Genomic DNA, 14,321 nt, shown 5'->3' on the forward strand with positions numbered 1-14,321 from the left:
TTCTATCCTTCTTGGAATGTGATCGGGCTGGTTACCCTTGCGGGCGCGCCTCCGCAAGCCGCGCGGCATACCGTGCCATCAGATCGACCTCGACATGAACGGAGTCACCCTCCTTGCGCTGCCCCCAGGTGGTGACCGCGAAGGAGTGCGGAATCAGCAGCACGGTGAAGACATCGTCCTCGACCGTGTTGATGGTCAGCGAGGTGCCGTCGAGGCAGATCGAGCCCTTCGTCGCAATGAAGCGCTCCAGCCCCTGCGGCGCGCGGATATGGAAGCGGGCGGTCGCGCCCCAGGGCTCGTCCGGATCGGGCTCGATCGCATCGATCTTCAGGATGCGGCCGGGACCGTCGACATGGCCGACGACCATATGGCCGCCGAGCTCGTCACCCACCTTGAGCGAGCGCTCGAGATTGACCAGCGTGCCGGGCTCCCACTCGCCGACCAGCGTCTTCGCCAACGTCTCGGCCGCGGCTTCCACCTGAAAGATGCAGCCGGGCTGGCCATCCGTGCGGGGACGCAGCGCGGTGACGGTGAGGCAGACGCCGGCGCAGGCGATCGAGGCGCCGATGGCGATGCCTTCCGCCTCATAGGGGCAGGATATGGCGAGGCGCTTGAGGCTCGGCCCCTTGCGCTCGGCCTCCACGACCTCGCCGATGGCGGTGACGATGCCGGTGAACATCAGCCTCTCCTCGTGAAATGCTCGAAACGGTCCTGACCGATCATGCCGGTCTCGACAAGGCCGTATAGATCGGGGTCGGCAAGCTGAGCGGCAAGCCCCGGACGCACGGCAACGATGCCGGGCTGCCCCAGCGTTTTCGGGGACGTCGAGACGATGACCTCATCCGCCAGCCCTGCGAGCGCGAGCTTCTCGCCGATACGCGGCCCGCCTTCGGAGAAAACGCGGTTGATGCCGCGCGTGCCGAGCAACGTCAGGGCCTCGCCCAGGTCGAGATGGCCGTCGGGGGCCATCGAAACCCGCATGACCTCTACGCCGGCCGCGACAAGCGCCTGCTCCGGATCGACCGGCGCAGTCTCGGCCGCGATCACCCAGACGGGGACCTCATGGGCCGTGCGGACGAGCTTCGAGGTCAACGGCAGGCGCAGATGCGTGTCGAGGATGACGCGAATCGGCGATCGCTCCGCCATGCCGGGCAAGCGGACGGTGAGCTGCGGGTCGTCCGCGAGAACCGAGCCGATGCCGAGCATGATGACATCGTGATGCGCGCGCTGGAGATGAACCCAGCCGCCTGCGACCGGGCTCGATACGGCGAGCGGAACGCCCCCTGCCCCGCCGGCATAGCCGTCGGCAGTCCGGGCGACCTTGAAGGTCACCATCGGCCGTCCCTGCGTGATGCGCGTGAGATAGCCGCGATGCGCCTGCCGCGCCTCCTCCTCCAGCACGCCGACCGTGACCTCGATACCGGCCGTGCGCAGGAGGGCATGGCCGAGCCCGGCGATGAAGGGGTTCGGGTCGGCCATCGCCGAGACCACACGCTTCACGCCGGAGAGGATGGTGTGCTCGACACATGGGATGCCGCCGCGCACCGAGCGATGCGAGCAGGGTTCGAGCGTGACGTAGAGCGTGCCGCCCATCGAGGCCGCGCGCGCCCGCGAGAAGGCATGCGCCTCGCCATGGGGGCGACCTCCGGGCTGGGTATGGCCGCGCGCGACGACCACGGGGCCATCCGGCGTGTCGCGCGTGATGATGGCGCCGACCGAGGGGTTCGTCGCGGTCGTGCCGAGGCCGCGGGCGCCATAGGCGAGCGCCTGACGCATGAAAGCGCGGTCGACGGCTTGTTTTTGTTCTGGCGCATTTTCCCGATGCGAAGCGGGCCCCGCTTCGCTCGAAAACGCCTTGGGATCAGTCATCGGCGCGGGGCGGCGGGGCGGAGACGCCCTCTTCCTCGATCGTGCCGAGCTGGCCGAGCAGTTCCTCGAAGTCCTTGGCCTCGCGGAAATTCTTGTAGACCGAGGCGAAGCGGACATAGGCGACGTCGTCGAGGCCTTTCAGCCCCTCCATCACCAGCTCGCCGATGGCCGAGCTCTGGATCTCGGCCTCACCGGAGCTTTCGAGCTGGCGCACGATGCCATTGACCATGCGCTCGATGCGTTCCGGCGCGACCGGGCGCTTGCGCAGCGCGTGCGCAATCGAGGTCTCCAGCTTGTCGCGGTCGAAGGGTGCGCGCCGTCCCGAGCGCTTCACGACAGTGAGCTCACGCAACTGCACGCGCTCGAAGGTGGTGAAGCGGCCGCCGCAATCGGGGCAGACCCGGCGGCGGCGGATCGAGGCGTGGTCGTCGGTGGGACGGGAGTCCTTCACCTGCGTGTCGAGGGAGCCGCAATAGGGACAGCGCATCCAGCCGCTAACCTTTCTCAGAGCCCCTTCGAGACGCCGTCAATAGATCGGGAAGCGCGCGGTCAGCGCCTTGACCTTGGCGGTGACGGCCTGCTCGACGGCGGCGTTGCCCTCCTCGCCGTTCTGGCTGAGCCCGTCGAGCACCTCGGCGATCAGCTCGCCGACCTGCTTGAACTCGGCGATGCCGAAACCGCGCGAGGTCGCGGCCGGGGTGCCGAGCCGGACGCCCGAGGTCGTCATCGGCTTTTCCGGATCGAAGGGGATGCCGTTCTTGTTGCAGGTGATGTGCGCCCGGCCGAGCGCCGCTTCCGCCGCCTTGCCGGTCAGCTTCTTGGAGCGCAGGTCGACCAGCATCAGGTGGTTGTCGGTGCCGCCGGTGACGAGGTCGAAGCCCTTCGACTTCAGCGTCTCGGCCAGCGCCTTGGCGTTGGCGACGACGGCATGGGCGTAGGTCTTGAACTCGGGCTGCAGCGCCTCGAGGAACGAGACCGCCTTGGCGGCGATAACATGCATCAGCGGGCCGCCCTGGATGCCGGGGAAGATCGCCGAATTGATCTTCTTGGCCAGCGCCTCGTCATTGGTCAGGATCATGCCGCCGCGCGGGCCGCGCAGGGTCTTGTGGGTCGTGGTGGTGACGACATGGGCGTGCGGGAACGGCGAGGGATGCGCGCCGCCCGCGACGAGCCCGGCGAAATGCGCGATATCGACCATGAAGTAAGCGCCGACCTTGTCGGCGATCTCGCGGAAACGCGCAAAGTCCCAGTGCCGGGCATAGGCGGAGCCGCCTGCGACGATCACCTTCGGCTTATGCTCGACGGCCAGGCGCTCCATCGCGTCATAGTCGATGATCTGATCGACGACGCAGACGCCGTAGGAGACGACGTTGAACCACTTGCCGGACTGGTTGACCGGCGCGCCATGGGTCAGGTGCCCGCCGGCGGCGAGGTCGAGACCCATGAAGGTGTCGCCCGGCTGCATCAGCGCCATGAAGACACCCTGGTTGGCCTGGGAGCCCGAATTCGGCTGGACATTGGCGAAGCTGCAGCCGAACAGCCGGCAGGCGCGCTCGATGGCGAGCTTCTCGGCGATATCGACGAACTGGCAGCCGCCATAATAGCGCCGGCCCGGATAGCCCTCGGCGTATTTGTTGGTCATCACCGAACCCTGCGCCTCGAGCACGGCGCGGGAGACGATGTTCTCCGAGGCGATCAGCTCGATCTCGTCGCGCTGACGACCGAGCTCCAGCTCGATGGAACGAGCGATCTCGGGATCTGCATCGGCCAGCGAGGCCCCGAAAAACGAGTTCGAGAGGTGCTTGTCCAGCGCGGCTTCGGTCATGTCCGGCTCCTGAAGTTCAACGGCCGGTGGGCGCCCGGCTCCGTCGCGGGCTCCCTATCATGTGCCGTGAGGCTGTCCAAGCGATAGATGGACACGACCAGGCAACGCCACCGTCGCCATCATTGACCTATCGGCTTTCGCCGCGTCGGCAGCAGTTTCTTCTCCGTATCCGGTCGGGACGGGTGATAGACGAGCGGTCTGCGCGAGGCCGTCTTCAGCAGCGCCCGGAAAGTCGGGCATTCCAGGTGAGTCGGCGCGCGGCAGTCGGCAACATGGCGCAGAGCGTCGCGCAACGTCCTCAGTCCGACCATTTGCCGCTGCAATTCGTCGGCCCGGGCCCGCAACTGCTCGCGCGGGATGTTCGGCTGCCCGTCCGCCCCGAACATCGCGGCGATCTCCTCGAGCGAGAAGGCCGCGGTCTTGCCGAGGCCGATCAGCGACAGCCTGAGCAGCACATCGGGATCGTACTGCCGCCGCAACCCGCGCCGCCCCTCCGAGCGGATCAGGCCGATCTCCTCGTAATAGCGCAAGGCCGAGGCCGGCACGCCGGAGCGTTCCGCGACCTCACCGATATCCAGCAACAGCATGCTTGACCTCAAGTCGACTTGAATTCGTAGGCTCTGCTGGACGGTTGATTTCCGCAAGAGGAAAAATCATGGAAAGCGTTGTCACAGCGAAAGAAAATCCGATCTGGCAAGACCCGCGCGCCATCGCCTTGCTGATGGCGGCCTCGCTCACGACCATGGCCAATGCGACGATCAGCCCGGCGCTGCCCGGACTGGAGCGCCTGTTCGCCGGCGACCCGAACGCGGCGATGCTGACGCGTCTGCTGGTGCCGGCGCCCTCGCTCAGCGTCGCACTCTGCGCGCCATTCGCCGGGATCGTGGCGGACCGATTCGGGCGGCGCGCGATGCTTCTGGCCGGCGTCATCCTGTTCGTCATCGCCGGATGCGCCGGCCTCGTCCTGCCGGACCTGCCGTCGATCTTCGCAAGCCGCCTCGTCCTCGGCGTCGCCGTCGCCTTCATCATGACCGCACAGACCGCGCTCGTCGGCGACTATTTCAGCGGGGACGACCGCAACACGCTGACGGGTTTGCAGATCTCCGCCCGGAACTTCGGCGGGCTCGTCTTCATCTCGCTGGCGGGCTGGGTGGCGTCGATATCCCCTCGCCTGCCCTTCGCCATCTACGGACTCGCCGCGATCTTCCTGCCCTTGATGTGGCTGGTCATCACCGATCCGCCCCGCAGCGCGCCGATGATTGGCGGTAGACCGCTGGATGGCCACGATGGACATCCGTCCTGGCGCGCCCTGCTCGCGCTGCTGGTGCTGCTCCAGGCCGCGACGAACATGATCTTCTTCCTGATGCCCACCCAAATCTCGTTCTTCCTGGAGGTGCAGGGTTATGAGAGCGCGGTCATGACCGGCATGGTTCTGGGCATGCTCATGATCTCCGGCGGCTGCTTCGCGCTGCTCTATAGGCGAATCCAGCGGGCGACCGATTATCCCGGCATCTTCACGCTGGGTTATGCCGCGATGGCGATCGGCTTCGCGCTGTTGCCCTTCGCGGGGGCGGCTCCGGCGTTGTTTGCGGCGGCATTGCTGATCGGCGCCGGCTACGCGCTGGTGTCGCCGAGCTTTATCGCCATCGCGCTGAACCTCGCACCGCCCTCCTCGCGAGGGCTGGCCGGCGGCATCCTGACCGCCTCGATCTTCATCGGCCAGTTCTGCTCTCCGCTGATCAGCACGCCGCTCATCGCCGCACATGGCTATCGGGGGTTGTTCTGGAACACCGCTCTGCTTCTGGCTGCGATGGCGATCGCGGCGGGGCTGGCAGCGGGCGTGAAATCAATGGGCAAGAAGAGCTAGCGCCCTAGCGATCGGTGAGATCGCCATAGAAATCCAAAGCTGCGATCTCGTTTCCTGCCGCGATATTCGCGACGTCAGGATCGAATATCCCGCGCCAACAAAAAACCCGCCGGAGACCGGCGGGTTTTTCCAGAAGCAGCGAAAGCCGAAGCCTCAGATATCCTGATCGCCCTGCAGAGCCGCGACCGGCGCGGGGCCGAGGCCGTCCTTGTTGTAGATGTCGTCGCGGAACTGCACGCCGCCATCGGCGGTCGCCCAGGCCGTGACATAGACCCAGTAGCAGGACACAGGGTCGGAAATACGCGCATTGACGCGCTGGCCGGACTGGATGGTCTCGTCGATCCTGGCGCGATCCCAGCCGGCAGTGTTCTTCAGCAGCCAGGCGACATAGTCCCGCACGTTCTGCACGCGCATGCAGCCCGAGGAGACGAAGCGGTAATCGTCGCCGAAGATGCCCTTCGAGGGCGTGTCGTGCATGTAGACGCCGTGCGGGCTCGGGATGTTGATGCGCACGAAGCCGAGCGAGTTGAAGTCGCCGCCCGGGTCCTGCCGGAAGGTGTAGCGCGTCGCCTCGTCCGAATTCCAGTTCACGCTGGCGGGAGAAATCTCGCCGCCATTGGGCGAGATGATGCGGATCTTGTTCTCGGTGAGGTAGCTCGGCTCCTTGCGCATCTTCGGGATCAGATCCTTGCGGATGATCGAGGCGGGAACCGTCCAGGTCGGGTTGAAATTGATTTCCGGAATCTTGGTCTGCAGCAGCGGCGACTGGCGGTCGATCTTGCCGACGCCGGCGGCGTGGCGTGTCGCGACATGGCCGTTCTCGACCGTCTCCACCATCGCGGCGGGGATGTTGGCGACGACATAGCGGCCGCCGAGATTGCCGGACCAGCTGCGCAGCCGGACGACATTGGTCTCGAGCTGGCGGATGCGGCGGTCGATCGGCACGTTGAGCGCAACCACCGTCGCGCGGTTGATCGTGCCGGTGGTCGAAAGCCCGACGCGGGACTGGAAGCGGCGGACGCCGGCCTCGACGTAGGAATCATAGATCGGGCTGTCGCCGGCAGCGGCATCGAGGTCGCCGGTGACGATCAGGCGGCGGCGCAACGCGACCACGCCCGGCCCCTTGGCACCGACGCTCATGCGATCGGGAAGCTGAACCTGCGGCCAGCCGCCGCGCGCGGCGAGATCGCGATAGGCCGTGATCGCCTCCTCGGTCGCCTGCAGCGACTCGGACGACAGCATCGGCGTGGAGGAGCGCAACACGGCATTGCGCATGCCCGCGTCGTAGCTCTGGCGCCACTCGGCCTGCTGGGCGAGCGCCGGGGCTGCAGCGGCCGTTGCGGCGCCCGAGAGAAGGGCCAGCACGGTTTCGCGGCGGGTCAGGCTCAGTTGCGACATCTCTTCCCTCTTCAAGACTACGCGCCTCTTCTAAGACTACATGCAGGCAGGCCGCATAAAAACGTCGCCAAAAAGGCGACGTTCGCGGCGGACTGCCGCAACAACCTCATGACCGACGACGGTGTCCTAGCACGGTTAACGAGGCGTGATGACAGAGGCGAATTTAGGGCATGGCATGGTTTTGCCCGATGCATGGCAACAAAACCACAGTTGGGGCGAACGCTTGGCCGGAATCATGCCGGCGCGGCCGAGGCTGTGCCCCGACCGCGCAACAGGCAGGTGATCTTCAGAACCGCGGAAAGCCGCGGTTTTCTCAGAGCTTGTAGCGGATCTGGTCGGTCCAGAAGCGCTCGAGGCGCAGCAGGGCGTTGTTCATCCGCTCGAAATCATCGGCCGCGATGCCGCCGATCTGCTCGACCGTGCGGACGTGCTTGTCGTAGACGCCCTTCACGATATCGTGCACTTCCGTGCCCTTGTCTGTGAGGCTGATGCGGACCGAGCGGCGATCGATGCGCGAGCGGGCATGGTGGAGATAGCCCAGCTCGACCAGCTTCTTGACGTTGTAGGAGACGTTCGAGCCGAGATAGTAGCCGCGCGTCCTGAGCTCGCTGGCGGAGAGCTCGGCGTCGCCGATGTTGTAGAGCAGCAGAGCCTGCACGCTGTTGACGTCGTCACGACCGCGGCGCTCGAACTCATCCTTGATGACATCGAGAAGGCGGCGATGCAGCCGCTCCACCAGCGTGAGAGACTCAAGATAAAGAGGCTTCACGTTGAGTTCGGCGTCGCTAGTCTTGGCAACGTCTGAAGTCTTGACGCTCGCTTTCATGGTATATCCCGCCTGTTGTGTGTCGGCCAGGATTTGTCTCCTGGTCCGCTTCTGAAAAAGACCATAAGCTGGCGCGGATGAAAACGAGTTTAAATATCAGGATGAATCAGGGATTTACCGCTTTGGGTGAATCGTAGGTGAAGCCAGAAACGCTTAAGCTAAAGCGATTCTTACCATGACTCGACGCAATCGAGAGGCCTCAGGACGTCATTGCGAGCCATCGCGCAGCGATGAGCCCGGAATCCAGAACCAATGGGGCGGCCCGGAAAGGCTCGCCCTCAACGCCTCCATTGCTGACGCTCATCGGTTCCGGGCTCAGGCCTTCGGCCTGCTTTGGAATGACGGAGCGGTTCGCGCGCTCATGTCGACTTACTCGGCTTCATTCTCCGCGGCCCAGGTCGCCAGGAAGTAGACCGCCATCAACCCGATATAGAGGGCGATCAGCCAGACGGTCATCGGCACGAAGCGCGGGAAGAAGAAGCTCAGCAGCATCTGGCTGATCGCGGCCAGCAGCCAGAGCACGCCGCCCCAGGTCGAGGTCAGCCAGAGCCCGACGGCAGCGACGAGATCGATCACCGCGAAATACACGATGATGGCCTGATAGCTCAGCAGGCGGCTTTCGAAGGGCGGCTGCGGATTGCCGGGGAGGCCGAAGATCACCGCCCAGGCGGTCAGGCCTTTCGCCAGCCAGAACGCCGAAAGCAGGCGCAGGAACCAGACGAGCAGAAGCCGCCAGCGGCCCTGCCGCTTTGCGCCATCCTCGCCAGCCCGCGCCCCGCGCAGGGCCTCGCCGTCACCGCCTAGCCCCAAGCTCAGCCCTCCAGCTTGAGTTCGTCGGCGCCGAGCGGCGCGAAATAGGCGTCGATATCCGCCTGCCTGACCGCGTCGAGCGTCGCAGGCTGCCAGCGCGGCGCCTGGTCCTTGTCGACCACCACGGCGCGCACACCCTCGTAGAAATCATGGCCGCGCGCGATGCGCGAGACGATGCGAAACTCCGTGCGCATCGCCTCGGCGAAATCGAGCCCGGCGCCGCGCCGCATCTGCTCGAAGGCGACGGCGACGCTCGTCGGGGATTTCGCGGCGATCGTCTGCGATAGCTTGCCGGCGAAGGCGCTGCGATCCGTGGCCGACTTGCCAAGGCGCTCCATCACCTCCGGCAAGGCCTTTGCCCCGAAGGCATCGGCGATCACGGTCCGCTCCGCCTGCAGGGGGCCGGGTCCGCGCTGCATGGCGAAAGCCGCGAGAATCTCGTCGAGCGCGCCACGGCCCGTCAGCGCATCGGCCAGTTCCGCCATCCGCTCGCTCGGCACCCCATGGGTCGCGAGCCCGACCGAGAGCGCATCGGCCGCGCCGATCCGCTCCCCCGTCAGCGCGAGGAAACTGCCGAAGCCGTCAGCCAGTCGCGGCAGCGCATAGGTGGCGCCGACATCGGGGAAGAAGCCGATGCCGACCTCCGGCATCGCAAACAGGTAGCGGTCACCGGCGATACGGTGGCTGCCATGCAGGGAAATGCCGACGCCGCCGCCCATGACGATGCCGTCGATCAGCGCGACATAGGGCTTCGGGTAAGTCTTGATGCGGTGGTTGAGGATGTATTCCTCGCCCCAGAAGGCGAGCATCTCGTCGTAGCGGCCGGCCTTGCCGCAATCATGCAGCCAGCGGATGTCGCCCCCGGCGGAGAAGGCCTTCTCGCTGGTGCTGATGACGACGACGCGGGTGACCTTCGGATCGTCTTCCCAAGCATCGAGCGCGCGGGCGAGCTCGCGGACCATGCCGAGGCTCAGCGCGTTCAGCGCCTTCGGCCGGTTGAGCACCACCACGCCGGCGGCGCCGCGGATCTCGCAAATGATCTCCTGGTCCTGCGTCATGGCCCGATCCCGCTTCCGATGGCTGCGGTTCTGGAAGGCGGGGGCAGGCTTGTCAACGCGACGGAACGGCAGCCCGCCTTGGCCCCGTCGCACCGACGGACACCGCAAGAGTTGCGTCGCGCTGGACCAAGCCTTGCGACCATGCGCCCTGTTTTGGAATTATTCCGATGTGGTATGGAGGACATCGCCGACTTCGCCCGCATGACGAAAGCCGGGTCACCTACCTTTCATCGCTCGAGGCAGATTTCATGGAATCCCGGGTCGTGCGGCCTTTCCCCCTTCCCCGTTCCCGCCAGGACGAGGCGCCTGCGGCGCCTTCGCTCGGGCTCACCCGCCGCATGCGCCGCAACCGCAAGGCCGAATGGTCGCGCCGGCTGGTGCGGGAATCTGTGCTGACGACGGACGACCTGATCTGGCCGATCTTCCTGATGGATTCCTCCGACGCCCGCACGCCGGTGGAATGGATGCCCGGCGTCGACCGGCTCAACATCCAGGAGGCCGTGCGGCAGGCCGCCGAGGCCGCTGCGCTCGGCATCCCGGCCATCGCGCCCTTCCCCTTCGTCGACAAGGCGCTGCGCGACCCGACGGGCTCGGAAGCGCTCAACATCAACAACCTGATGTGCCGCGCGGTGCGCGCCATCAAGGCCGAGGTGCCGCAGATCGGCATCATCTGCGACGCCGCGCTCGACCCCTACACCTCGCACGGCCATGACGGCGTCATGGATGGCGAGCGTGTCCTCAACGACGCCAGCGTCCATATTCTCGTCCAGCAGTCACAGGCGCTCGCCGATGCCGGCGCCGACGTCATCGCGCCCTCCGACATGATGGACGGGCGTGTCGCGGCGATCCGCGCCGCGCTCGATGGCGACGGCCATGAGGACGTGCAGATCATGGCCTATGCGGCGAAATACGCCTCGGCCTTCTACGGCCCGTTCCGCGATGCGATCGGCACCAACGCCACCCTCATTGGCGACAAGCGCACCTACCAGATGGACCCGGCCAACTCCGACGAGGCGATCGCCGAGGTGATGCTCGACCTCGAAGAGGGCGCCGACATGGTGATGATCAAGCCCGGCCTGCCCTATCTCGACGTGGTGGCGCGGGTGAAGGACCACTTCCGCGTGCCGACCTTCGCCTACCAGGTCTCCGGCGAGTACGCGATGATCATGGCCGCCGCGAACAATGGCTGGCTCGATGGCGAAAAGGCGATGCTGGAGAGCCTGATGGCCTTCAAGCGCGCGGGCGCCGACGGCGTGCTGACCTATTTCGCGCCGCGCGTGGCGAAGAAGCTGAAAGCGGCGGTCTGAGCGGGACGCGTCTCGTTTTCCTGCACGTCTCGTTCCGGCTATGCCTCGTCAAGGCACGTGGCACCGCCATAATCGTCGAGGCTTTTTCGAGTCGCTCCGGCCATGTTCGGCATCACGATAAGCGCGACGTCCGACGCGCTGCCATTTTGGGAACTGGTCGACGAAGCCGCCCGGCTTGAGCCGACTTCCTCGAACCGGGCGCTGGCATACCCACCGCATATCACGCTCGCCCGATATCAGCAGATTTCTCCGGACCTGCTTTTCGCAGCCGCCGCAGCTATCGAGGGTCAGCGGCTCGCCCTGACATTCGATCGCATTGGCATTTTCGATACCGATCCAATTGTTCTCTGGCTGTCGCCGCGAGCGGATCGGCATCTACTCGACATGCATGACAGGCTGCACAAAGCAGCCGGTTCGACATTGTGCGATCCCCATTATCGACCGAAGCAATGGACGCCCCATCTTACGCTTGCGATGTCGATCCCCTCGGAGCGCCGCGCTCTGGCGCTTGGATTCGCCGAACGAGCGGTCGCGCCGTTCAGCATGACATTCGAGACGGTCGAGTGCGTTTCCTGGCCACCCGTGCGCGTGTTGCGGAGATTGCCGCTCCGACGCTGACAGGCGAAGCCCGACGCTCTTCGGCATCGTCCGTACTATGCACAGCACCGGCAGCCTGAGCCTCGTGTTCCAATGCGCACGGGCAAGCGCTACCGTCTCGGCACATGCGCCCGCTCCTCCTGCCGATTCTGGCTGTTGTCCTGCTCGCCCTCGCGGGGTGCGGCGAGGATTTCGACACCGACCAGATGCGGCTCTGCCGGCAGGCGATCCCGCCGCTCAATCCGCCGAATGCCCGCATCGAGATCGAACGGGCGACCAAGGGGCCGGTCAGTCGCGCGCTGAGGCTGCTCTACCGGGTCCAGCTCGGCGACGGCATATCGCGCCATCGCAGCATCGATTGCCTTTTCGCCGGGGAAGGCAGCGGGCCCGGCCGCGGCGCCATGATCGGCATCGCCTCCGACGGACGCCCGATGGCCGATGCCAGCTTCTATCTGCTGCGGCGCTTCTATCTCGAAGACCGGGCCGAACCACCTCCCGACCCAGCCGCGCCCTCGGCCGAAGACTTGCCGGCGATTCCGGGCGGTCTCGCCTACGGCCTGCAGCAAGGCTTGAGCGCCCTGCCCTCGGCGGCGATCTACAGCCTGCTCGCCGCGGCCTATGCTCTCGTCTATGGGCTGACCGGACGGATCATCCTCAGCTTCGGCGAATTCGCGGCAATGGGCGCGCTGTCCTCCGTCGTCGGCGTGGCGCTCCTGCTCTCTCTCGCGATCTCGACACCGCTCTCGGGACTCGCCGTCGCCTTCACCGTTGCGATCGTCGTCTGCGCCCTGCACGGCTTCGCCATGGGCCGCTTCGTGCTGCGCCATCTCGAACGCGCCAGCGGCCAGCAGATGCTGATCGCCACCATCGGGCTCGCCATCGCGATGTCGGAGTATCTCAGGCTGGTGCAGGGGCCGGAAATGCGCTGGCTGCCGCCCGTCTTCAACACGCCGATTCCCCTGGCGCATGCCGGCGATTTCATCCTCACCTTAAACCCGCTGTCGCTGGCCCTCGCCGTCATCGGACTCGGCACGGCGCTCGGCCTCGTCGCGCTGATCCGGCGCACGGCCTATGGCCGGGCCTGGCGGGCCGTGTCGGACGATGCGCACACTGCGGCGCTGTTCGGCGTCGATGCCCGCGCGGTTCACGACGTCGCCGTCATCATCGCCTGCGCGGTCTGCGGCATGGCTGGGGTTATCGTCACGGTGATCTACGGCGGCATGGGCTTTGCGGGCGGCTTCTCGCTCGGGCTCAAGGCCCTCGTCGCCGCGATTCTCGGCGGGATCGGCTCGGTCAGCGGCGCGGCGCTGGGCGGCCTCTTCATCGCCGTCTTCGAAGCCGCCTGGTCGTCGACCTTGCCGATCGAACAGCGCGACCTCGCCGTCTATTCGCTGCTGGCCATCGTCCTGATCTTGCGCCCAGGCGGGTTTTTCGGCGATGGCGATCTGACACCGCGGCAGGTCTAGCGACACCACATCCGGATGGAGCGTATCATGAGCGAAGCTTTCGCGATCACCCCCGAGGATATCGACACGGCCGCGAACCGCATCGCCGGGCACGTGCTGCGCACGCCGCTGGTGCCGGCACCGCGCCTGTCGGAGCTGACGGGCGCGACCGTGCTGGTGAAGCATGAGAACATGCAGGCGACCGCCTCCTTCAAGGAACGCGGCGCGGTCAACAAGCTGCTGACGCTCAGCGAGAGCGAGCGGGCGCGCGGCGTCATCGCCATGTCGGCCGGCAACCATGCACAAGCCGTGGCCTATCACGCCAAGCGCTTCGGCATCCCGGCGACGATCGTGATGCCCGAGACGACACCGCTGGTGAAGGTCGAGAATACCCGCGCCCATGGCGCCCGCGTCGTGCTCCACGGCGAGACGCTCTACGAATCCGGCCACAAGGCACGCGAGCTCGCCGGCGCGGAGCAACTCGTCTTCGTCCACCCCTATGACGATCCGGCGGTCATGGCCGGACAAGGCACGGTGGCGCAGGAGATGCTGGCCGACGCGCACGATCTCGACGTGCTGATCATCCCGCTCGGCGGCGGCGGGCTGATGGCTGGCAATGCCATCGCGGCAAAGGCGATCAAGCCCGGCATCGAGCTGATCGGCGTCGAGGCCGATCTCTATCCCTCCTTCTTCAACGCCGTGCATGCGCAGGACCGCCCGATCGGCGGCCCGACGCTGGCCGAGGGGATCGCGGTCAAGACCGTCGGCCAGCTCACCCTGCCGGTGATATCGAGCCTCGTCAGCGATATCGTCCTCGTCGGAGAGGATCTGATCGAGCGCGCGGTCAATGCCTATGCGAGCCTTCAACACAGTCTGGCAGAAGGCGCCGGCGCGGCGGGGCTCGCCGCGATGTTGAAGGAGCCGCAGCGCTATGCCGGGCGCAAGGTCGGGCTCGTGCTCTGCGGCGGCAACATCGACACCCGCCTGCTTGCCGCGATCATGGTGCGCGAGCTGGAGCGCGAGGACCGCATCGTCGCCTTCCGCCTGACCAGCAACGACCGGCCGGGCCTGCTCGGCAAGATCGCGAGCCTGCTGGGCAGCGAGGGCGCCAACATCCTCGAGGTCAGCCATGGCCGACTCTTCCTCGACGTTCCCGCCAAGGGCGTCTCGCTCGACGTCACCGTCGAGACGCGCGGCGAGGCGCATTCGCGCGCGATCGAGGACGTTCTTGCAAAAAACGGCTTCGCGCCACGGCGCATCCTGCCGCGCGGCCTTGCGGAACCGGCACGCTGAACAAACATTATTCGCCGGGCGACGCA

Annotated in this window: 14 protein-coding genes; 5 read left to right on the forward strand and 9 right to left on the reverse strand. The window is 66.3% G+C overall.

Annotated elements, in window-relative coordinates; translation table 11 throughout:
* Positions 1–31: 31 nt before the first annotated feature.
* From AC2FAN_RS03465 to AC2FAN_RS03485, 5 genes are all read right to left on the reverse strand, one after another.
* Positions 32–679: a riboflavin synthase gene (locus tag AC2FAN_RS03465; RefSeq protein ID WP_476806734.1), complete on the reverse strand. Its 648-nt coding sequence runs from the start codon at positions 677–679 to the stop codon at positions 32–34.
* A complete protein-coding gene (gene ribD / locus AC2FAN_RS03470; RefSeq protein ID WP_485172723.1) occupies positions 679–1,776 on the reverse strand; it encodes a bifunctional diaminohydroxyphosphoribosylaminopyrimidine deaminase/5-amino-6-(5-phosphoribosylamino)uracil reductase RibD in 1,098 nt (365 codons plus the stop codon). The genes AC2FAN_RS03465 and ribD overlap by 1 nt, the downstream gene beginning before the upstream one ends.
* Positions 1,777–1,861: 85 nt before the next feature.
* Positions 1,862–2,356, reverse strand: coding sequence for a transcriptional regulator NrdR (nrdR, locus tag AC2FAN_RS03475; protein WP_265052819.1), 495 nt, complete (start codon positions 2,354–2,356; stop codon positions 1,862–1,864).
* 39 nt (positions 2,357–2,395) lie between these two features.
* Positions 2,396–3,694: a serine hydroxymethyltransferase gene (gene glyA / locus AC2FAN_RS03480; RefSeq protein WP_485172724.1), complete on the reverse strand. Its 1,299-nt coding sequence runs from the start codon at positions 3,692–3,694 to the stop codon at positions 2,396–2,398.
* A 119-nt stretch (positions 3,695–3,813) separates the two neighbouring features.
* Positions 3,814–4,281 (reverse strand): helix-turn-helix domain-containing protein, encoded by a 468-nt coding sequence (locus AC2FAN_RS03485; RefSeq protein ID WP_485172725.1) that lies wholly within the window; start codon positions 4,279–4,281, stop codon positions 3,814–3,816.
* A gap of 68 nt (positions 4,282–4,349) precedes the next feature.
* Here AC2FAN_RS03485 and AC2FAN_RS03490 point away from each other — a divergent pair, with 68 nt between their 5' ends.
* Positions 4,350–5,561 carry an MFS transporter gene (locus AC2FAN_RS03490; RefSeq protein ID WP_485172726.1) on the forward strand — a complete coding sequence of 404 codons (1,212 nt, stop codon included), beginning with the start codon at positions 4,350–4,352 and terminating at the stop codon, positions 5,559–5,561.
* 153 nt (positions 5,562–5,714) lie between these two features.
* Here the strand turns inward: AC2FAN_RS03490 and AC2FAN_RS03495 are convergent, their stop codons facing one another.
* The 4 genes from AC2FAN_RS03495 to AC2FAN_RS03510 all read right to left on the reverse strand — a co-directional run bounded on the left by AC2FAN_RS03495 (position 5,715) and on the right by AC2FAN_RS03510 (position 9,653).
* On the reverse strand, positions 5,715–6,959 hold the full coding sequence (locus tag AC2FAN_RS03495) for a L,D-transpeptidase family protein (RefSeq protein ID WP_265052815.1): 1,245 nt from the start codon (positions 6,957–6,959) through the stop codon (positions 5,715–5,717).
* 313 nt (positions 6,960–7,272) lie between these two features.
* Positions 7,273–7,785, reverse strand: coding sequence for a transcriptional regulator LdtR (ldtR, locus tag AC2FAN_RS03500; RefSeq protein ID WP_265052814.1), 513 nt, complete (start codon positions 7,783–7,785; stop codon positions 7,273–7,275).
* Positions 7,786–8,154: 369 nt separating this feature from the next.
* The gene (locus AC2FAN_RS03505; protein ID WP_265052813.1) at positions 8,155–8,595 is read right to left on the reverse strand and encodes a DUF6163 family protein; all 441 of its coding nucleotides are present in this window, start codon (positions 8,593–8,595) and stop codon (positions 8,155–8,157) included.
* Positions 8,596–8,597: 2 nt separating this feature from the next.
* A complete protein-coding gene (locus AC2FAN_RS03510) occupies positions 8,598–9,653 on the reverse strand; it encodes an enoyl-CoA hydratase/isomerase family protein (protein ID WP_485172727.1) in 1,056 nt (351 codons plus the stop codon).
* A 248-nt stretch (positions 9,654–9,901) separates the two neighbouring features.
* On the opposite strand from AC2FAN_RS03510, the gene hemB reads away from it, so the two are divergent.
* The 4 genes from hemB to AC2FAN_RS03530 all read left to right on the forward strand — a co-directional run bounded on the left by hemB (position 9,902) and on the right by AC2FAN_RS03530 (position 14,295).
* Complete coding sequence (hemB, locus tag AC2FAN_RS03515) at positions 9,902–10,960, forward strand: porphobilinogen synthase (protein WP_485172728.1); 1,059 nt, start codon at positions 9,902–9,904, stop codon at positions 10,958–10,960.
* Positions 10,961–11,062: 102 nt separating this feature from the next.
* Positions 11,063–11,578, forward strand: coding sequence for a 2'-5' RNA ligase family protein (locus AC2FAN_RS03520; protein WP_485172729.1), 516 nt, complete (start codon positions 11,063–11,065; stop codon positions 11,576–11,578).
* A 104-nt stretch (positions 11,579–11,682) separates the two neighbouring features.
* A complete protein-coding gene (locus tag AC2FAN_RS03525) occupies positions 11,683–13,023 on the forward strand; it encodes a branched-chain amino acid ABC transporter permease (protein WP_485172730.1) in 1,341 nt (446 codons plus the stop codon).
* A gap of 27 nt (positions 13,024–13,050) precedes the next feature.
* Complete coding sequence (locus tag AC2FAN_RS03530; RefSeq protein WP_265052808.1) at positions 13,051–14,295, forward strand: threonine ammonia-lyase; 1,245 nt, start codon at positions 13,051–13,053, stop codon at positions 14,293–14,295.
* The last annotated feature ends 26 nt before the right edge of the window (positions 14,296–14,321 follow it).

It is taken from the genome of Allobosea sp. RIT-PG3_2 (genome assembly GCF_057321085.1).